This window comes from Janibacter terrae NBRC 107853 (assembly GCF_001591405.1).
GTDB lineage: Bacteria > Actinomycetota > Actinomycetes > Actinomycetales > Dermatophilaceae > Janibacter > Janibacter terrae.
In genome coordinates, this window is sequence record NZ_BCUV01000003.1 from 264,471 (window position 1) to 282,361 (window position 17,891).

Sequence of the window (17,891 nt, forward strand, 5' to 3'; positions counted from 1 at the left end):
AAGCTGGGCTTCATGACCGGGCAGGTCGTCCAGGAGTACGGCTGGGACGACGACGTGGACGACGAGCTGCGCTCGGCCGTGCAGGACGTCATCGGCGAAGAGCTCGAGGACGAGGACTACACCGGTGTCGTCGACGCGGTGATCCTGTGGTGGCGCGACGGGGACGGTGACCTCACCGACGCGCTCGTAGACACCCTCGGCACGCTCGCGGAGGGGTCCTCGATCGTCCTCGTGACGCCGCGACCCGGCCAGCAGGACGAGGTCGACCCGAGCGAGGTCGACGAGGCCGCCAAGACCGCGGGGCTGCACACCTCCGGGTCCGTCATGTGCTCCGAGGAGTGGGTCGCGACCCGCCTCGCGGCACGCAAGGGTGCACGCTGAGCGCCCTCGCCGTCGGCGCCCACGCGCCCGACTTCACCCTGCGCGACCAGAACGGCCGCGACGTCACCCTCTCCGAGCACCTCGGCGAGCGGGCCGTCCTGCTCGTCTTCTACCCCTTCGCCTTCTCGGGCATCTGCACCGGCGAGCTCGGTGAGATCCGTGACGACCTGGGGCGCTTCGAGTCCGACCGGGTGACCACCTGGGCGATCTCGTGCGACCCGATGTTCAGCCTGCGGGCCTGGGCCGACCGGGAGGGCTACTTCTTCCCGCTGCTGTCCGACTTCTGGCCGCACGGGGCGGTCGCCGACAGCTACGGCGTCCTCGACGAGGAGCGGGGGATGGCGCTGCGCGGGACCTTCCTCGTCGGCCCCGACGCTCGGATCGCCTGGTCCCTCGTCAACCCCACCGGCCAGGCCCGGGATCTCAGCGGCTACCACGAGGCGCTCGCGGCACTCGGCCAGGACGATCAGCCGGCCTGAGGCAGGTATCGTCCGCCACCATGAGCGACGACATCCTCGAGGTGGACCTGCTGGCCTTCGAGTCCGGGGACGGTGAGCGCGCCCGGGCCGTCGTCGACGGCCTGATGACGTCGCTGGAGACCGGCTTCGTCTACGTCAGGCACGACCTGTCCGAGGACCTCATCGACTCCGCCTACGGGATGCTCGAGGAGTTCTTCTCCGCCGAGCGCGAGGTCAAGGAGCAGTTCGTCGCCCCCGGCACGCATGGCCAGACCGGCTACACGGGCCTGCTCGTCGAGACCGCGGCCACCGCCGACGTCGCGGACTGGAAGGAGATGCTCAACTGGGGTCCCTCGATCCCGGCCGGGCACCCGCTGCGCACGCGCTACCCGCACCGCTACCACGACCCCGTGCTCCCGGAGTCGGCCGTCCCGGGCATCACCGAGACGCTCACGGCCTTCCACCGGTCGGTGGCCGACCTCCAGCGCCGCGTCCTGCGGATCATCGCCACCGGCGTGGGCGCGCACCCGGACTACTTCGAGAAGATGCTCGTCGACGGGCCCACGCTCTCCCGCGCGATCCACTACCCGGCGATGGAGTCCGCCCCGGACGCGCCGCACGTCTGGGCCGCCGAGCACGCCGACATCAACCTCATCACCGCGTTGCCCCGCGCCACCGCGGCCGGGCTGCAGGTGCGCCTGAAGGACAGCGGGGAGTGGGTCGACGCCATCGCCCCCGAGGGCGGCGCGATCATCAACACCGGGCTCATGCTCGAGGTCGTCACCAACGGCGCCATCGAGCCGGGCATCCACCGCGTCGTCGCCTCCCCCGGCCAGGACGGCGACCGGTACTCCGTGGTCCAGTTCACCCACCCGACGCCGTGGACCGTCCTCAGCCCGCTCGTGTCGACCGTGACGGACCAGACGCCGCAGCTGTTCTCGCCGATCAGCGCGGCCGACGCCCTCGACCTCGTCCTCTACGAGATCAACCTCATCGAGGACGCGCGGCGGCTCTGACGCACGACGTCCTCGAGGGCGGCGTCGGCCTGACACAATGACGGCCGGCGCAGTGAGGCGCCGGGGGCCTGTAGCTCAGGTGGTAGAGCACCGCGTTTACACCGCGGGTGTCGTCGGTTCGAGCCCGGCCGGGCCCACATGGAGACCATCCGGTTGCGGCACGTCCTCACGGCGCTCGAGGAGATGTACCCGGTCGACACCGCCCAGTCGTGGGACAGGGTCGGCCTCGTCACCGGTGACCCCGAGCAGCCCGTCCGGCGGATCCACGCCGCCGTCGACCCCACCCTCGAGGTCATCGAGGAGGCCCGCGAGGCCGGGGCCGACCTGCTCGTCACGCACCACCCCCTGCTGCTGCGCGGCGTGCACTCCGTCGCCACGACGAGCGCGAAGGGAGCGGCCGTCACCTCCCTCGTCGTCGGCGACGTCGCGCTCTACGTGGCCCACACCAACGCCGACGTCGCCGAGCCCGGCGTCAACACCGCCCTCGCGGCGGCGTGCGGCCTGACCGCCACCGAGCCGCTCACGCTCGAGGAGGGGCGGGCCATGGGGCGGGTCGGCGACCTGCCCGCGGAGGTCTCCCTCGCCCAGTTCGCCCGGTCCCTGGCGGCGGCGCTCCCGCCCGCACCGGCGGGGATCCGGGTCTCCGGGCCGGCCGACGGACGGGTCCGCCGCGTGGCCCTGCTCGGCGGTGCCGGCGACGGGCTCGTCGACGCGGCCGCGGCGGCCGGGGCCGACGTCTACGTGACCTCCGACCTCCGCCACCACCCGGCCCTCGAGGCCCGGGAGGACGCGACGACGCGGGGCGGCACCCCCTTCCTCGTCGACGCCGGCCACTGGGCGACCGAGTCGCTGTGGCTGGGGGAGATGCTCACCCGGCTCGGGGAGTCGCTCGCGGCCGCCGGGGGCGACGTGGTTGGGTTGGAGACCCACGTGAGCACCATCTGCACCGACCCGTGGAGCTTCACCGTCGGCGCACGACCCGACCAAGGAGACCCGCAGTGAAGGCAGACCCCTTCGTCCAGGCCCGGCTGCTGAAGCTGCAGGCGCTCGACACGCGCCTGCAGCAGATCGACCACGCCCGAGGCCGCGTGCCCCAGATCGCCGCCCTCAAGGAGGCGAGCGCCCGGCTGCAGACCGTCTCCGACGACGTCGTGCGCGTCGAGACGGGCCTGTCCGACATCCGCCGTGAGGTCGAGCGCGCCGAGTCCGACGTGCAGCAGGTGCGCGACCGCACCGCCCGCAACCAGGCTCGGCTCGACGCCGGCCAGGGCACGCCCAAGGACCTCACGGCGATGCAGCACGAGCTCGAGTCCCTCGCCCGGCGCCAGGCCGAGCTGGAGGACGTCGAGATCGAGGTCATGGAGCGCCAGGAGGGCGCCGAGGCCCGTCTCGCCGAGCTGACGAGCGCCCGCGAGGAGGCCCAGGCCGAGGTCGACCGGCTGACCGCCGAGCGCGACGCCGCGCTGGCCGAGCTCGACGCCGAGCGCGCGAGCGTGTCCGCGCCCCGCGCGGAGCTGACCGGCAGCATCGACGACCCGCTGCTCGCCCTGTACGACCGGATCCGTGCATCCTCGGGCGGCCTGGGCGCTGCCGAGTTCCAGCAGGGCCGCTGCGGCGGGTGCCGGCTCGAGCTGAACCCGGTCGACCGGGCCGCGATCGAGAAGGCGGCGTCCAACGAGGTCGTCCGTTGCGAGGAGTGCGGCCGCATCCTCGTGCGCACGCACTCCGACGACTGATGGGGCGCGCCCTCCGCGTCGAGGCCGACGGCGGGTCCCGGGGCAACCCCGGTGTCGCCGGCTACGGCGCACTCGTGCGGGACGAGGGCGGCACCGTGCTCGTGGAGCTGGCGGCGCCCCTGGGCACGGCCAGCAACAACGTCGCCGAGTACCGCGGCATGCTCGCGGGACTCGCTGCGGCGCACCGGATCTGCCCCGACGCGGACGTCGTCGTGGCGATGGACTCCAAGCTCGTCGTCGAGCAGATGTCGGGCCGGTGGAAGATCAAGCACCCCGACATGCGCGAGCTGGCGCTGCAGGGGCGGGACCTCGTCCAGCAGATCACCCGGGCCGGGGGGTCGGTCGAGTTCACCTGGGTCCCGCGGGCCGACAACGCCGATGCCGACGCGCTGTCCAACCGCGGCATGGACGGCGAGCACGTCGAGGACCACCACGGCAGCGAGCAGGCGGGTGACGACCTCTCCCCGTCCCGCGACGGGGAGCAGGAGCCGGTGCGCCCGCGCGCCGGACGCGGTGAGGCGACCCGGGTCGTCCTCGTGCGCCACGGCGTCACCGAGCTCACCGAGCAGTCCCGCATCGACGGTCGCGGCGGCCTCGACCCGGGCCTCACCGACGCCGGCCGGGCGCAGGCGGTCCGGGCGGGCGAGCTCGTCGCCGAGCTGGTCGGTGACGCCGAGGTCCGCGTCATCACCTCCGACCTGGCCCGGGCCCGGCAGACCGGTGGTGTCATCGCCGACCGTCTCGGCGTGACCCCGCAGGCGGACCCGGCCTGGGACGAGCAGTCCTTCGGCGACTGGGACGGGCAGGCCGTCACCGACCTCATCGCCGCCCACCGCGAGGACTTCCGCGCGCTGCGCGAGGACCCCGGCTACGCCCGACCGGGCGGGGAGTCGCACACGCAGATGGCCGAACGCGTCCTCGCGGCCTGGGAGGCGGTCGTCGCCGGAGGCGGCACGGTCGTCATCGCCTCGCACCGCAAACCCATCCTCGTCGTCCTCGCCCACGTCCTCGGCCTGCCGCACGAGCGGCTCTGGCGCATCGCCGGCAGCCCGGGCTCGCTGACGGCCGTCGAGGCCTGGCCCGGTGGTGAGGCCGTCGTGGCCTTCACCAACCGCACGTGAGGAGCGGGACATCACCGACCTGCCCACCTGGCTGACCGCGTCCGGCCTCATCGGTGCAGCGCTCTTCGGCCTGCTGTCCGCCTTCTTCCCACCGCTCAACGCCGAGATCTATGCCCTCGCCGCGCCGGTGATCTTCCCCGACTCATGGCTGCTGCACGTCACCGTCATGACGATCGGGCTCGTCGCGGGCAAGATGACCCACTTCGTGGCGGCGGCGAAGGGAGCGGAGGCGTACACCCGTCGTCGGGAGGAGAAGGAGGCCCGGGAGGCACAGGTGGAGCGCACGCCTCCCGGCCCGGTCCGCGCGCGCCTCACCCGGTGGAGCAGGGCGATGATCGACGTCCTCGACCGTCCGCGGCTGGGCCCGCTCGTCCTGCTTGCCAGCTCGGGCATCGGCTTCCCGCCGCTCGCCGTGGTCACCGTCGCGGCCGGCATCAAGCGGCTCAACATCGTGCTCTTCCTCGTCGTCACGACGGCCGGGTGCCTCCTGCGGTTCCTGGCGACGTCGTGGCTCGTCAGCCGCGGCATCGACCTCGGCCACTGAGCGTCTCGGGTCCTGACCCCGTGTGCGTCGACGGTGGTCCCGGAACCTAACCTGTCCGTCATGACCCCGCCCGCAGACCTCACCCCCCAGCAGGCGTGGGAGCGACTCGGCAGCGACCCGCACGCGGTCCTCGTCGACGTGCGCACCCGCGCCGAGTGGTCCTTCGTCGGACTCCCCGACCTCACCGCTCTCGGCAAGCAGGTCATCCCCATCGAGTGGACGACCTTCCCCGAGGGCGCGCCCAACCACGCCTTCCTCGACGAGCTCCGGGCGAGCGTGCCGACCGAGGCGCCGGTCCTCTTCCTCTGCCGCTCGGGTGCCCGTTCGGCGGCCGCCCAGGTCGCCGCCGCCGCTGCCGGCTACGCCGAGGCGATCAACGTGCGCGAGGGCTTCGAGGGTGAGCTGGACGCGCGCGGCCACCGCGCGGTCAACGGCTGGAAGCAGGCCGGTCTGCCGTGGAGGCAGGGGTGAGCGCGGCCCCCTTCGGCCCGGGCAACCCGCGGCCCTACCTCGACCCGGAGGGGTTGTCCCCGCAGACCCTCGCCGTGCGCGGCGGGCAGGCCCGCACGACCTTCGACGAGACCTCCGAGGCGCTCTTCCTGACCTCCGGCTTCGTCTACGGCAGCGCCGAGGAGGCCGAGGCAGCCTTCACCGACGAGGTCGAGAAGTTCGTCTACTCGCGCTACGGCAACCCGACCGTCGCGATGCTCGAGGAGCGGCTGCGGCTGCTCGAGGGCGCCGAGGCCGCGTACGCGACCGCCTCCGGCATGTCCGCGGTCTTCACCGCCCTGGCGGCGCTGCTGGGGAAGGGGGACCGCCTGGTCTCCTCGCGCGGGCTCTTCGGCAGCTGCTTCGTCATCGTCGACGAGATCCTCCCGCGCTGGGGTGTCGAGACCGTCCTCGTCGACGGCCCCGACCTCGACCAGTGGCGCGAGGCGCTCTCCGAGCCGACGACCGCGGTCTTCTTCGAGACGCCGAGCAACCCGATGCAGGAGCTCGTCGACATCGCCGCGGTCAGCGAGCTGGCGCACGCCGCCGGCGCCCAGGTCGTCGTCGACAACGTCTTCGGCACCCCGGTCTTCTCCCGGCCCCTCGAGCACGGCGCCGACATCGTCGTGTACTCCGCGACCAAGCACATCGACGGCCAGGGACGGGTGCTCGGCGGCGCGATCCTCGGGCCGCAGGACTACATCGACGGGCCGGTCAAGAACCTCATCCGGCACACCGGGCCGTCGCTGTCGCCCTTCAACGCCTGGGTGCTCCTCAAGGGGCTGGAGACGATGGACCTGCGCGTGCGGCGCATGGCCGAGTCCTCGCTCACCGTGGCGCGTGCCCTGCAGGAGCACCCCCGGATCCGGCGCGTGGTCCACCCGTGGCTGCCCGGGCACCCGCAGCACGAGCTCGCCCAGCGGCAGATGAGCGGTGGCGGCACCGTCGTGACCTTCGACGTCGTCGGGGCCAAGGCGGAGGCCTTCGCGGTGATGAACGCCCTGCGCACCGTCGACATCTCCAACAACCTCGGGGACTCGAAGTCGCTCATCACCCATCCGGCGACGACGACGCACCGCCGGATGGGCGAGGAGGCGCGAGCGGCGATCGGCATCACCGACGCGACCCTGCGCATCTCCATCGGCCTCGAGTCCGCCGACGACCTCGTCGCCGACCTGCGTCGCGCCCTGGGCTGACGACCGTGCTCGTGCTGCTGCCCCCGTCGGAGTCCAAGGCCGGCCGTTCCCGCGGCAAGGCGCTGGACCTCCCTTCGCTCTCCTACCCGGACCTCGCGGGGCATCGTCGACAGGTGCTCGACGCCGTGGCCGCGGTGAGCGCCAGGGAGGACGCCCACGAGGTCCTCGGGGTCAGCCCCAACCTCGTCGAGGAGGTGGCGCGCAACACGGCCCTCACCACTGCCCCGGCGCCGCCGGCGGCGGAGGTCTACACCGGCGTGCTCTACGACGCGCTCGACCTCGGCGACCTGACCCCCGGCCAGCGGCGCCGGGCCAACCGGTGGTTGGTGGTCGTCTCGGCGCTCTTCGGCGCGGTCCACCCCGACGACCGCATCCCGCCGTACCGGCTGTCGATGGCGGTCAACCTGCCCGGGATCGGCCCGCTCGCGGGACACTGGCGCGAGGCCCTCGCCGCCGAGCTGACCGCCGCGGCGGGCACCGGGCTCGTCGTCGACTGCCGCTCCAGCACCTACGTCGCGGCGTGGGTACCGAGCGGCGCGACCGCCGAGCGGTGGGTGCAGATCCGGGTGCCCGGCGCGACCCACATGGCCAAGCACACCCGAGGTCTCGTCGCCCGGCACCTGCTCGGGGTCGACCGCGAGCCGCGCACGCCCCGGGCGCTGGCCGCGGCGCTGGCACCGGCCTTCGACGTGGAGCTGCACGAACCCGCCGGACCCGGACGACCCTGGGTGCTCGACACGACGGCTCGGTGACCCGGGCCGTCGGCGGGTTCGCCATCTAGGGTGGCGAGCATGGCCGCGAAGCACCCCGTCACCCTCCGCCCGACCAACCCCGAGTCGGGCGACGTCGTCGCCGCCGCGGGTCTCAGCGGGCGCTTCGACGCGATCCGCGCCGAGCTCGAGGTACCGGGGGAGTTCCCGGCCGAGGTCGTGGCCGAGGCCGAGCGGGTCGCGGCGACGCCGCTGTCCACGCCGGAGCGCGACGAGAGCGACGTCCCCTTCCTCACCATCGACCCACCCGGGTCCATGGACCTCGACCAGGCGATGCACCTCGAGCGCGACGGAGACGGGTACCGGGTGCGGTACGCCATCGCGCACCTGGAGTCCTTCGTCGAGCCCGGGGGAGCCATCGACGCCGAGGCCCGCCGCCGTGGGCAGACCATCTACGCCCCCGACCAGCGCACCCCGCTGCACCCACCCGTCCTCAGCGAGGGGGCCGCCAGCCTGCTGCCCGGGGAGACCCGGCCGGCGTACGTGTGGGACATCCGGCTCGACGCCCGCGGTGAGCACACGGCCGCCGAGGTCCGCCCCGCGCTCGTGCGCAGCGTCGACCGGCTCGAGTACACGGCCGTGCAGGAGAGCATCGACGCCGGCACCGACGACGAGCGGCTCGTCCTGCTCAAGGAGATCGGGGAGAAGCGCATCGCGCTCGAGCAGGAGCGTGGCGGTGCCTCCCTGCCCATGCCGGACCAGCAGGTCGAGGAGGTCGAGGGCGGCTTCCGGCTGCACCTGCGCCCGCTCGTGCCCGCGGAGGACTGGAACGCGCAGATCTCCCTGCTCACCGGCATGGTCGCCGCGGACATGATGCTGGCGGCCGGGGTCGGCATCCTGCGCACGATGCCCCCGCCGCAGGAGCGTGCGATCAACCAGCTGCGCCGGGTCGCGAGGGCGCTCGGCGTCGACTGGCCGGAGGGGACCGACCACGGGGCCTTCCTGCGCTCCCTCGACGGCCGCGATCCCAGGCACCTCGCGCTCATCCACGAGTCGACCGTCCTCTTCCGCGGGGCGGGCTACACCGCCTTCGACGGCGAGCTGCCCGAGCTCGTCGAGCAGGCCGCGATCGGCGCCCCGTACGCCCACGTCACCGCGCCGCTGCGTCGGCTCGTCGACCGCTTCGGTCTGGCGCTGTGTGCCGCACTGAGCGCCGGGGGAGAGGTCCCCGCGTGGGTGCGGGAGGCGCTGCCGCAGCTGCCCGAGCTCATGGAGGCCTCGGACCGACGGGCCGGCGGCGTCGAGCGCGCGACGACCGATGCGGTCGAGGCCGCGACCCTCGCCGACCGTGTCGGGCAGGACTTCGTCGCGGTCGTCGTCGACGTGCCCGAGGGCAAGGACGACGCCGGCGCCCTCGACGTCCAGCTGCTCGACCCGCCCGTCCTGGCCCGCGCGAAGGGGGCGGCCGGGCTCGGCGCCGAGGTCACCGTGCGCCTGACGCAGGTCGACCTGGCCACCGGGACGGTGGACTTCGAGGTGGCGTGAGGGACCCTCTTCGCCATGGTCTAGACTCACCGGCAGCGAAAGGGAGTAGTCCCCAACAGGTGTGTCGACACACTGAGCCTCGGCCTCGGCCCCGGCTCCGGCACATCGGGCCAGTCACCTGGCGGACGAGACTTTCGACCGGTTTTGTTTGCGACGATCCCGGTCGGGGCTCGTCGCATCACGACTCCTCGTCCGGGCGGACGAGGAGTTTTTTCATGTTCTCTGCACTGGTGCTCAGCACCGTGGTGATCTTCGTCGCCGAGCTCGGCGACAAGAGCCAGCTCATGGCGATGACCTTCGCGACCCGCTACCGGGCCCGCGATGTCATCATCGGCATCACCGCAGCCACCGCCGTGGTCCACCTGGCGTCCGTCGGCATCGGGTACTTCATCGGCGCGAGCTTCGAGAAGTACCAAGGAGCCATCGCGATCGTGGCCGGCCTCGCGTTCCTGGCCTTCGCCGCCTGGACCCTGCGCGGTGACGAACTCACGGACGAGGAGGCGCAGAAGGCCCGCAAGGCGAAGGGGTCCGCGCTCCTGGCCGTGGGTGTCGCCTTCTTCCTCGCCGAGCTCGGTGACAAGACGATGCTGGCCACCATCACCCTCGCGGTGCGGGAGGACTGGTTCGGCACGTGGATCGGCTCGACGATCGGCATGGTCGCCGCGGACGCCCTGGCCATCGCGGCCGGCGCGATCCTCGGACGCAAGCTCCCGGAGAAGGTCATCACGTACGGCGCCGCGGCGGCCTTCGCGATCTTCGGGCTGGTGCTCATCGCCGAGGGGCTCGGCTGGTTCGGCTGACCGGCGCCCGCGTGTGCACGAAAGGTCGTGCTGGTGCATCTCGTGGCTCGTGACGCCACCGGATGCATCAGCACGACCTCGTGTGCACAGCCGTGCGGGGGATGAGTCGGCCTGTAAGCCGGGTTCTGTCCCCCGGCACCGTCGCCGGTGCCCGGGTGACGGCCATCCATCTCGGGTCGCCGTTGCCGACGACCTCCAGCGTCCTACCCGTGTGCTCGGGCGGGCCGCCCTCGGACGCACACTGTCTGGACTTGCTCCGGGTGGGGTTTACCGAGCCGATCCGGTCACCCGGATCGCTGGTGGTCTCTTGCACCACCGTTTCACCCTTACCGCGACCGCCGAGGCGGTCGTGGCGGTCTGCTTTCTGTGGCACTGTCCCGCGGGTCACCCCGGGTGGCTGTTGGCCACCACCCTGCCCTGTGGAGCCCGGACTTTCCTCGACACCACCGAGGTGGTGACGCAGCCGTCCGGCCGACTCATCCGCCGAGCAGTCTACGGGTGCATCGGCACCCTTCGCGCCGGGTGGGTCGAGCCAAGACGGGCGTCACTCCCGGGTCGTGTGCCGCACCCACCCGGTCGTCGCCCCGACGAGCAGCACGACGACGCCGGCGATCACCGAGGGGACCGGCAGGAGGACGGCGACGCCGAGGCAGCCCAGCAGGCCGAGCGTCGGGATGACCCGGTGGACCCAGCCCCCCTCGAGCGTCCACGCGCTGGCGTTGGCGATCGCGTAGTAGACGAGGACGCAGAAGCTCGAGAAGCCGATCGCCCCGTCGAGGTCCCCGAGCACGATGAGGACGATGACCACGGCGGTGACCACCGCCTCCGCCCGGCGCGGCACCGCGTGCGGACCGTCGACCAGGGCGAGGACGGGCGGCAGGTGCCTGTCCCGCGCCATGGCCAGGACGGTGCGCGAGACCCCCAGGGTGAGGGCGAGGAGCGCCCCGCCGGCGGCCACGACCGCGGCGATGCGCAGCGCCGGGCCGAGCCAGGGCCACGCCGAGATCTCCGCGGCCTCGGCCAGCGGCGCCTGCCGGGCCGCGAGCCACCCCACGCCGAAGCCCTGGGTCAGGGCGACGGCGACGAGGACGTAGACGGCCAGCACGATGCCCAGGGCGATGGCGATGGCCCGCGGGATCGTCCGGCGCGGGTCGGCGACCTCCTCGCCGAGCGTGGCCATGCGGGCGTACCCGGCGAAGGCGAAGAACAGGAACCCGGCGCCCTGGGCGATGCCGACCGGGCCGCCGGGCACCACCGGGTCGACCAGCGGCGCCTCGGCCAGCGCAGGAGGGCTGACGAGGAGCACGACGGCGAAGGTCACGACGAGCGCGAGGACGCCGACCGCGATGGCCAGGGCGACGCGGGCCGAGCGCTGCACGCCCTTCAGGTTGAGCGCGAGGACGGCGAGCACCGTCACGACGGCCACGACCCTCGACGCGTCGGGGAAGAGATGGACCCCGATCGTCATCGCCATGGCGGCGCACGAGGCGGTCTTGCCGGTGATGAAGGCCCAGCCCGCGAGGTGCCCCCACGGCACCCCGAGCTGCTCGCGCCCGTAGACGTAGGTCCCCCCGGACTGCGGGTGGACCGCGGCCAGGCGCGCGGAGGAGACGGCGTTGGCGACGGCGATGGCCGCGGCCAGCAGGATGGCGAAGGGGAGGCCGTCACCGGCAGCAGCGGCAGCCGGGGCGAAGACGACGAAGAGCCCCGCACCGACCATCGCGGCGATCCCGACGCCCACGGCATCGAGCAGCCCCAGGCCGCGCCGCAGCGTGCCCGTGCTCCCACCCGGTGCGCTCGTCATGGCTCCAGACTGCCCCACCCTCGGTGGCCGCCGCAGGTGACGCGCCCCGCGGCGGCTTCAGTTCCCCCGCGCCGCGAGGCGGGCGGCGCCGATGATGCCGGCCTTGTTCTTCAACCTGGCCGGGACGATCTCGGTGCGCAGGTCCAGCAGCGGGAGGAAGCTCGCCGCCTGCTTGCTGACGCCACCGCCGACGACGATGAGGTCGGGCCAGAAGAGCGACTCGAGGTGGGAGTAGTACGTCTGCAGCCGCTCGGCCCACTGCTCCATGGTGAGCGCGTCGCGCTCGCGCACCGACTCGGCCGCGCGGGACTCCGCGTCGTGCCCCTCGATCTCCAGGTGCCCGAGCTCGGTGTTGGGCACGAGGTGGCCGTCGACGAGGAGGGCGCTGCCGATGCCGGTGCCGAGGGTCGTCACGAGCACGACGCCGTCGACCCCCTTCGCCGCACCGTGGTGCAGCTCGGCGACGCCCGCGGCGTCCGCGTCGTTGACGATGTGCACCTCGCGCCCGAGCCGGTCGGCGAAGAGCGCGCGTGCATCCGTGTCGATCCACGACTTGTCGATGTTGGCAGCCGTCCGCACGACCCCGTGGGTGACGACGGCCGGCAGGGTGATGCCGAGGGGCACCGACGTCTTGACCGAGAAGTGCTCGGCGATCTGCTCCACGACGTCGCACACCGCCTCGGGGGTGGACTCCTCCGGGGTGGCCACCCTCAGCCGGTCGTCGGTGAAGACGCCCTTGTCGAGGTCGACGGGGGCGCCCTTGATGCCCGACCCCCCGATGTCGATGCCGAGTGCGTCGAACTTCTTGCTCATCGTCGTGCCTTCCAGCTCAGGGGAGGGTGAGGATCTCGTTGCCGGAGTCGGTGACCAGGATCGTGTGCTCGAACTGCGCGGACCGCCGACGGTCCCGCGTCACGACCGTCCACCCGTCGTCCCACAGCTCCCAGTCCGGGGTGCCGAGGTTGAGCATGGGCTCGATCGTGAAGGTCATGCCCGGCTCGATGACCGTGTCATACTGCGGCGCCGCGTCGTAGTGGGGGATGACGAGCCCGGAGTGGAAGGCGCTGCCGATGCCGTGGCCGGTGTAGTCGCGCACGACCCCGTAGCCGAAGCGCTCGGCGTACTTCTCGATGACCCGACCGATGACGTTGACCTGCCGTCCGGGCAGCGCGGCCCTGATCCCGCGCATCATCGCCTCGTGGGTCCGCTCGACGAGCAGCCGGGACTCCTCGTCCAGATCGCCGGCGAAGAAGGTCGCGTTGGTGTCGCCGTGGACGCCGCCGACGTAGGCGGTGATGTCGATGTTGACCAGATCGCCGTCCTCGAGGGGCCGGCTGTCGGGGATACCGTGGCAGACGACCTCGTTGACGGACGTGCACAGCGACTTGGGGAAGCCGCGGTAGCCGAGCGTCGAGGGGTAGGCGCCGTGGTCGAGGAGGAACTCGTGGCCGACCCGGTCGACCTCCTCCGTCGTGACGCCGGGAGCGACGGCGGCCCCGGCCGCGGCGAGGGCCTGGGCGGCGACCCGCGAGGCGTGGCGCATCCGCTCGATCGTCTCCGGGTCCTTGATCTCGCTGCCGGACCACGGCTCGGGAGCCGGTCGGTCGACGTACTCGGGGCGCGTGATCGCCGCCGGCACGGGGCGGCGCGGGGACACGGCGCCGGGGGTCACGGTTGCGACGGGGGCGTGCATGCGGTGAAGTCTAGGCAACGAGAGCGTGGCCGATGCGCTCCGGTCTGCGGGTGCGACCCGCGAGGAAGGACGGCAGACGATGGCGTACTGGTTCAACATCGAGACCGGTCAGGTCGAGTCCGACGAAAACCGCTCCCAGGGCGAGGACGTCATGGGCCCCTACGAGACCGAGGCCGAGGCGGCGGCGGCGCTGGCCACGGCCCGCGCCAAGACGGAGGCCTGGGACGAGCAGGACCGCAAGGACCGCGAGTGGGAGACCGGCGACGCCGGCGCCTGACCCGCACCATGACGAAGGGAGCCGCCCCGGTGACCGGGGCGGCTCCCTTCGCGCGCTCAGCGGGGACGGTAGAGCGTGAGCGCCCAGGACCCGTCGCCGGGCCACGGCTGCGCGTCCCACGAGGCGTAGCGGGTGACGAGCGAGAGGTCCGCGGCGAAGGCCGCGCGCTCGAAGTCCTCGGCGCTCACCGCGGCGGCACCCGGCGGCTGGTGGCCGGGCAGCGCCCAGCCGCAGACCAGCCGGCCGTCCGGGGCCAGGTGCGCGCGCATGCGGCGCAGGACGTCGACGAGGGTCCCGTCGGCGAGGAAGGGCACGACATTGCCCGCGAGGACGACGACGTCGAAGGTCTGCGCGGTGAGCCACAGCGTCGCGAGGTCCGCGTGCACGAAGCGGGTCACGTCGTCGCGCTCACGGGCCACCTCGATCATCGCCCCGTCGGCGTCGACACCCACGACGTCGTGGCCGAGGGCGGTGAGGGCGGAGGCGATGCGACCCGTCCCGCACCCGGCGTCGAGGATGCGGGCGGGGGGCGCGTGGAGGGCGTGGACGAAACGCGCCTCACCGTCCAGGTCGACGCCCTGGGTGGCCAGCTCGTCGAAGCGCCGCTGGTAGGCGTAGGCCGCGTCGATCCCTCCCGACACCTCCGACCACCGGGTGCGGATCTCAGGCAGCTCGCCGGTGGCCATCGTCAGCTCTCGAAGGAGTGCTCGGTCGCGGGGAAGCTGCCGGCCGCGACGTCGGCGGCGTAGGCGCGGGCCGCGTCGCCCAGCACGGTGGACAGGTCGGCGTAGCGCTTGACGAAGCGGGGGGCCCGGCCCGAGCGCAGCCCGGCCATGTCCTGCCAGACGAGGACCTGGGCGTCGCAGTCGGGACCGGCGCCGATGCCGATGGTCGGGATGCGCAGCTCACGGGTGACGGCGGCCGCGGACGCTGCCGGCACCATCTCCATGACGACGGCGAAGGCGCCGGCCTCCTGCACGGCGCGAGCGTCCTCGAGGAGGCGGTCGGCGGCGTCGCCGCGACCCTGGACGCGGTACCCGCCGAGCGTGTGCTCGCTCTGCGGCGTGAAGCCGATGTGCGCCATGACGGGGATGCCCCCCTTCGCCATCCGCTCGATCGTCGGCGCCATCTCGACGCCGCCCTCGAGCTTGACCGCGTGCGCCAGGCCCTCCTTCATGAGGCGGGCCGCGGAGAGGTAGCCCTGCTCGGGGGAGGCCTGGTAGGTCCCGAAGGGGAGGTCCGCCACGACGAGCGCGCTGGAGGCCGCGCCGGCGACGGCCCGGGTGAGCGGGATCATCTCCTCGAGCGTGACCGGGACGGTCGTCTCGTACCCGTAGACGTTGTTGCCGGCGGAGTCGCCGACGAGCAGCACGGGGATGCCGGCCTCGTCGAAGACCTGTGCCGCGTACATGTCGTAGGCGGTGAGCATCGCCCAGCGCTCGCCCTTCTCCTTCATGGCCTGCAGGTGGGGGATGCGCACCCGCCGGCGCGGGGCGGCGGGTGCGGCGGCGGCGGACCCCGAGCCGTACGGGGCGGCCGTCTCGGCCGCGAGGGTGGGGGTGTCGGGCGTGGAGGGCGAGCTCATGGCCACATGCTAGGCCGCGGCGCCCCGGGCACGGAGACGTCCCGGCGAGGGTAAGGATTCCTTCAGGAAGTCCTGCGAACCCCCCCATGTGCCGTCAGATCTTGATTGAGTGCGCTCACCGCTTGTGGCAGACGCCACAACATCTCAGGAGGATCCGTGAAGAGACGCCACACCCATGTCGTGTCCGGACTCGCCGCTGGCGCCCTCGCCCTCACCCTCGCCCCGCTGTCGGCGAGCGCTGGGACGACGGCCGGCGTGGCACCCGACGACAGGGCCGCATCGACGGCCCGGCCCGACGACCTGCCGAACCCGCTCGGCGACGCGCAGCGGGAGCTGCGTCGGGCCGCGGTCGACCAGCTCATGCGCGGCGAGGCCAAGGTCGTGACCAAGAACGGCACCAAGGTCATCGAGGTCAGGAGCGAGGACGCCGCCGAGCGCCACGCCAAGGGCACGGCGAAGAAGCCCCCGCGCACCAAGTACGTGCAGTACGACGTCAACCGTGAGGCCTCGATCTTCACGATCCTCACCGATTTCGGCGACCAGACCCTGCCCGCGACAGGTGGCGCGCCCGGGCCGGTCAACAACTCGATCCCCGAGCCCGACCGCACCGAGAACAACACGACGATCTGGGACGAGGACTTCGGCCGCGAGCACTACACCGACCTGATGTTCGCCGAGGGCAAGGAGTCCTTCAAGGACTTCTACCTCAAGCAGTCCAACGGCCGCTTCCTCACCAAGGGCGACGTCTCCGACTGGGTGAGGGTCCCGTACAACGAGGCCCGATACGGCCACAACCCCGTCGCCGGCGACGGCACGAGCGAGGCCGACGGCTACTGGAACTACATCAAGGACACCGCCCAGGCCTGGTACGACGACCAGAAGGCCCAGGGCAAGAGCGACGCCGAGATCAAGGAGTACCTGGCCCAGTTCGACGTCTGGGACCGGTACGACTTCGACGGTGACGGCGACTTCAACGAGCCCGACGGGTACATCGACCACTTCCAGGCGATCCACGCCGGCGAAGGGGAGGAGGCCGGGGGCGGCGCGGAGGGCGAGGACGCCATCTGGAGCCACCGCTGGTACGCCTTCTCCAACAACCTCGGCAAGGCCGGCCCGGAGCAGAACAAGCTCGGCGGCGTGCCCCTCGGCGACTCCGGCATCTGGATCGGCGACTACACCACCGAGCCCGAGAACGGTGGCCTCGGCGTCTTCACGCACGAGTTCGGCCACGACCTCGGCCTGCCGGACCTGTACGACACGGCCGGTGGTGACAACGGCACCGGCTTCTGGACCCTGATGTCGGGCGGCTCGTGGCTGGGTGACGGCACCGAGGACATCGGCTCCAGCCCCGGCTACATGGGCGCGTGGGAGAAGCTGCAGCTCGGCTGGCTGGACGTCAAGGCCATGCAGCCCGGCGAGCGGGCCAAGGTCGACCTCGGCCCGGCCGACCGGGACAGCGCCAAGCTGCCGCAGGCACTCGGTGTCGTGCTCCCCGAGCGCGATGTCACCACGGACTACAACACGCCGCACTCCGGCAGCTACGAGTGGTGGTCCGGGTCCGGTGACGACCTCAACAACTCGCTCACCCGCGAGATCGACCTGACCGGCGCCTCGTCGGCCTCGGTCACGGCCCAGATGGCCACCGACATCGAGACCGGCTACGACTTCCTCTACACCGAGGTGAGCACCGACGGCGGCTCGACGTGGACCGAGCTCGCGGCCGACGACACCGAAAACATGACCTGGCACGCAGAGACCACGGACCTCACTGCCTACGCGGGCGACAAGGTCCTCTTCCGCTGGCGCTACCAGACCGACGGTGGACTCGCCAAGACCGGCGCCTTCATCGACGACATCACCATCACGGTCGACGGCCGGGCCGTCCTCACCGACGACGTCGAGTCGGGTGACAACGGCTGGACCGCCGACGGGTTCACCCGGATGACGGGGTCGACCACCGAGGCCGTCCAGGACTACTACCTGGCGGAGAACCGCGTGTACTCCGGCTACGACGAGAACCTCAAGACCGGTCCGTACAACTTCGGCTGGGCCTCCACCCGGCCGGACTGGGTCGAGCGGTTCCCCTACCAGGACGGTCTGCTCGTCTGGTTCGCCAACGGCGAGTACAAGGACAACAACACCAGCTCCCACCCCGGGGGTGGGCTGGCCCTCCCGGTCGACGCCCGCCCGGCGCCGGTCACCTTCGAGAACGGCCGGCTGCTCGGCAACCGCCGTCAGCCCTTCGACGCCACCTTCGGCAAGCAGCGCACCGACGCGGTGACCTTCCACAACAACGGCATCGCCGAGACGGTGCCGTCGAGCAAGGGCATCGCGACCTTCGACGACTCCGACCCGGACCGCTACTGGTCCGCGGACAACCCGTGGAGCTCGACCAAGGTCGCCGGGTCCGGCACGAGGATCACGGTCAAGGCGCAGCACGGCGACGAGATGAAGCTCGACGTCCGCGCCGGCGAGTGAGGCCGTCGGCCTGACGCACACGGGCCCGTCCGTCCCCCCTTCACCGGGGGCGGGCGGG

Annotated in this window: 19 protein-coding genes, 1 tRNA gene and 1 other RNA gene; 15 read left to right on the forward strand and 6 right to left on the reverse strand. The window is 72.4% G+C overall.

Annotated elements, in window-relative coordinates; all coding sequences use genetic code 11:
- The first annotated feature begins 12 nt into the window (after positions 1–12).
- The 13 genes from JT1_RS03740 to JT1_RS03800 all read left to right on the forward strand — a co-directional run bounded on the left by JT1_RS03740 (position 13) and on the right by JT1_RS03800 (position 9,996).
- Entirely contained in the window at positions 13–381 is a 369-nt protein-coding gene (locus JT1_RS03740) for a DUF3052 domain-containing protein (protein ID WP_068323478.1), read from the forward strand.
- Positions 339–860 carry a peroxiredoxin gene (locus tag JT1_RS03745; protein ID WP_371836283.1) on the forward strand — a complete coding sequence of 174 codons (522 nt, stop codon included), beginning with the start codon at positions 339–341 and terminating at the stop codon, positions 858–860. Before JT1_RS03740 ends, JT1_RS03745 begins: the two co-directional genes overlap by 43 nt.
- A 20-nt stretch (positions 861–880) precedes the next feature.
- The gene (locus tag JT1_RS03750) at positions 881–1,855 is read left to right on the forward strand and encodes an isopenicillin N synthase family dioxygenase (protein ID WP_068323215.1); all 975 of its coding nucleotides are present in this window, start codon (positions 881–883) and stop codon (positions 1,853–1,855) included.
- Positions 1,856–1,919: 64 nt separating this feature from the next.
- Positions 1,920–1,992, forward strand: a tRNA-Val gene (locus tag JT1_RS03755).
- Position 1,993: 1 nt separating this feature from the next.
- A complete protein-coding gene (locus JT1_RS03760; protein ID WP_068323217.1) occupies positions 1,994–2,857 on the forward strand; it encodes a Nif3-like dinuclear metal center hexameric protein in 864 nt (287 codons plus the stop codon).
- A complete protein-coding gene (locus JT1_RS03765) occupies positions 2,854–3,591 on the forward strand; it encodes a zinc ribbon domain-containing protein (protein WP_068323219.1) in 738 nt (245 codons plus the stop codon). Before JT1_RS03760 ends, JT1_RS03765 begins: the two co-directional genes overlap by 4 nt.
- The gene (locus JT1_RS03770; protein ID WP_068323221.1) at positions 3,591–4,712 is read left to right on the forward strand and encodes a bifunctional RNase H/acid phosphatase; all 1,122 of its coding nucleotides are present in this window, start codon (positions 3,591–3,593) and stop codon (positions 4,710–4,712) included. The genes JT1_RS03765 and JT1_RS03770 overlap by 1 nt, the downstream gene beginning before the upstream one ends.
- Positions 4,678–5,256, forward strand: a complete 579-nt coding sequence (locus JT1_RS03775) for a YqaA family protein (RefSeq protein ID WP_169701834.1) — start codon at positions 4,678–4,680, stop codon at positions 5,254–5,256. The genes JT1_RS03770 and JT1_RS03775 overlap by 35 nt, the downstream gene beginning before the upstream one ends.
- Positions 5,257–5,316: 60 nt before the next feature.
- The gene (locus tag JT1_RS03780; RefSeq protein ID WP_068323225.1) at positions 5,317–5,727 is read left to right on the forward strand and encodes a rhodanese-like domain-containing protein; all 411 of its coding nucleotides are present in this window, start codon (positions 5,317–5,319) and stop codon (positions 5,725–5,727) included.
- A complete protein-coding gene (locus JT1_RS03785) occupies positions 5,724–6,941 on the forward strand; it encodes an O-succinylhomoserine sulfhydrylase (RefSeq protein ID WP_169701835.1) in 1,218 nt (405 codons plus the stop codon). Before JT1_RS03780 ends, JT1_RS03785 begins: the two co-directional genes overlap by 4 nt.
- A gap of 5 nt (positions 6,942–6,946) precedes the next feature.
- On the forward strand, positions 6,947–7,693 hold the full coding sequence (locus JT1_RS03790; protein ID WP_068323226.1) for a YaaA family protein: 747 nt from the start codon (positions 6,947–6,949) through the stop codon (positions 7,691–7,693).
- Positions 7,694–7,732: 39 nt separating this feature from the next.
- Positions 7,733–9,196 carry an RNB domain-containing ribonuclease gene (locus tag JT1_RS03795; RefSeq protein ID WP_068323234.1) on the forward strand — a complete coding sequence of 488 codons (1,464 nt, stop codon included), beginning with the start codon at positions 7,733–7,735 and terminating at the stop codon, positions 9,194–9,196.
- 215 nt (positions 9,197–9,411) lie between these two features.
- Entirely contained in the window at positions 9,412–9,996 is a 585-nt protein-coding gene (locus JT1_RS03800) for a TMEM165/GDT1 family protein (RefSeq protein ID WP_068323236.1), read from the forward strand.
- Positions 9,997–10,094: 98 nt separating this feature from the next.
- Here the strand turns inward: JT1_RS03800 and rnpB are convergent.
- From rnpB to map, 4 genes are all read right to left on the reverse strand, one after another.
- Positions 10,095–10,475: RNase P RNA component class A (gene rnpB, locus JT1_RS03805), an RNA gene on the reverse strand.
- A 65-nt stretch (positions 10,476–10,540) separates the two neighbouring features.
- The gene (locus JT1_RS03810) at positions 10,541–11,800 is read right to left on the reverse strand and encodes an APC family permease (protein WP_068323239.1); all 1,260 of its coding nucleotides are present in this window, start codon (positions 11,798–11,800) and stop codon (positions 10,541–10,543) included.
- A 57-nt stretch (positions 11,801–11,857) separates the two neighbouring features.
- Positions 11,858–12,613: a polyphosphate--glucose phosphotransferase gene (ppgK, locus tag JT1_RS03815; protein ID WP_068323241.1), complete on the reverse strand. Its 756-nt coding sequence runs from the start codon at positions 12,611–12,613 to the stop codon at positions 11,858–11,860.
- Positions 12,614–12,629: 16 nt separating this feature from the next.
- Positions 12,630–13,493, reverse strand: coding sequence for a type I methionyl aminopeptidase (gene map / locus JT1_RS03820; protein ID WP_068323248.1), 864 nt, complete (start codon positions 13,491–13,493; stop codon positions 12,630–12,632).
- A gap of 79 nt (positions 13,494–13,572) precedes the next feature.
- Between map and JT1_RS03825 the strand changes: the two genes are divergently transcribed.
- Positions 13,573–13,770, forward strand: coding sequence for a methionine aminopeptidase (locus tag JT1_RS03825; RefSeq protein ID WP_068323250.1), 198 nt, complete (start codon positions 13,573–13,575; stop codon positions 13,768–13,770).
- 56 nt (positions 13,771–13,826) lie between these two features.
- Here JT1_RS03825 and JT1_RS03830 read toward each other — a convergent pair whose 3' ends face one another.
- A complete protein-coding gene (locus JT1_RS03830; protein WP_082807445.1) occupies positions 13,827–14,456 on the reverse strand; it encodes a class I SAM-dependent methyltransferase in 630 nt (209 codons plus the stop codon).
- A gap of 2 nt (positions 14,457–14,458) precedes the next feature.
- Complete coding sequence (gene panB / locus JT1_RS03835) at positions 14,459–15,355, reverse strand: 3-methyl-2-oxobutanoate hydroxymethyltransferase (RefSeq protein ID WP_068323253.1); 897 nt, start codon at positions 15,353–15,355, stop codon at positions 14,459–14,461.
- A gap of 156 nt (positions 15,356–15,511) precedes the next feature.
- On the opposite strand from panB, the gene JT1_RS03840 reads away from it, so the two are divergent.
- On the forward strand, positions 15,512–17,833 hold the full coding sequence (locus JT1_RS03840) for an immune inhibitor A domain-containing protein (protein WP_068323256.1): 2,322 nt from the start codon (positions 15,512–15,514) through the stop codon (positions 17,831–17,833).
- Positions 17,834–17,891 lie beyond the last annotated feature (58 nt).

Coding starts and splice junctions, on each gene's coding strand:
- JT1_RS03740 (WP_068323478.1), top strand. CDS start 13: ATGACCGGGCAGGTCGTCCAGGAGTACGGCTGGGACGACGACGTGGAC.
- JT1_RS03750 (WP_068323215.1), top strand. CDS start 881: ATGAGCGACGACATCCTCGAGGTGGACCTGCTGGCCTTCGAGTCCGGG.
- JT1_RS03760 (WP_068323217.1), top strand. CDS start 1,994: ATGGAGACCATCCGGTTGCGGCACGTCCTCACGGCGCTCGAGGAGATG.
- JT1_RS03770 (WP_068323221.1), top strand. CDS start 3,591: ATGGGGCGCGCCCTCCGCGTCGAGGCCGACGGCGGGTCCCGGGGCAAC.
- JT1_RS03780 (WP_068323225.1), top strand. CDS start 5,317: ATGACCCCGCCCGCAGACCTCACCCCCCAGCAGGCGTGGGAGCGACTC.
- JT1_RS03795 (WP_068323234.1), top strand. CDS start 7,733: ATGGCCGCGAAGCACCCCGTCACCCTCCGCCCGACCAACCCCGAGTCG.
- JT1_RS03800 (WP_068323236.1), top strand. CDS start 9,412: ATGTTCTCTGCACTGGTGCTCAGCACCGTGGTGATCTTCGTCGCCGAG.
- JT1_RS03810 (WP_068323239.1), bottom strand. CDS start 11,800: ATGACGAGCGCACCGGGTGGGAGCACGGGCACGCTGCGGCGCGGCCTG.
- ppgK (WP_068323241.1), bottom strand. CDS start 12,613: ATGAGCAAGAAGTTCGACGCACTCGGCATCGACATCGGGGGGTCGGGC.
- map (WP_068323248.1), bottom strand. CDS start 13,493: ATGCACGCCCCCGTCGCAACCGTGACCCCCGGCGCCGTGTCCCCGCGC.
- JT1_RS03825 (WP_068323250.1), top strand. CDS start 13,573: ATGGCGTACTGGTTCAACATCGAGACCGGTCAGGTCGAGTCCGACGAA.
- JT1_RS03830 (WP_082807445.1), bottom strand. CDS start 14,456: ATGGCCACCGGCGAGCTGCCTGAGATCCGCACCCGGTGGTCGGAGGTG.
- panB (WP_068323253.1), bottom strand. CDS start 15,355: ATGAGCTCGCCCTCCACGCCCGACACCCCCACCCTCGCGGCCGAGACG.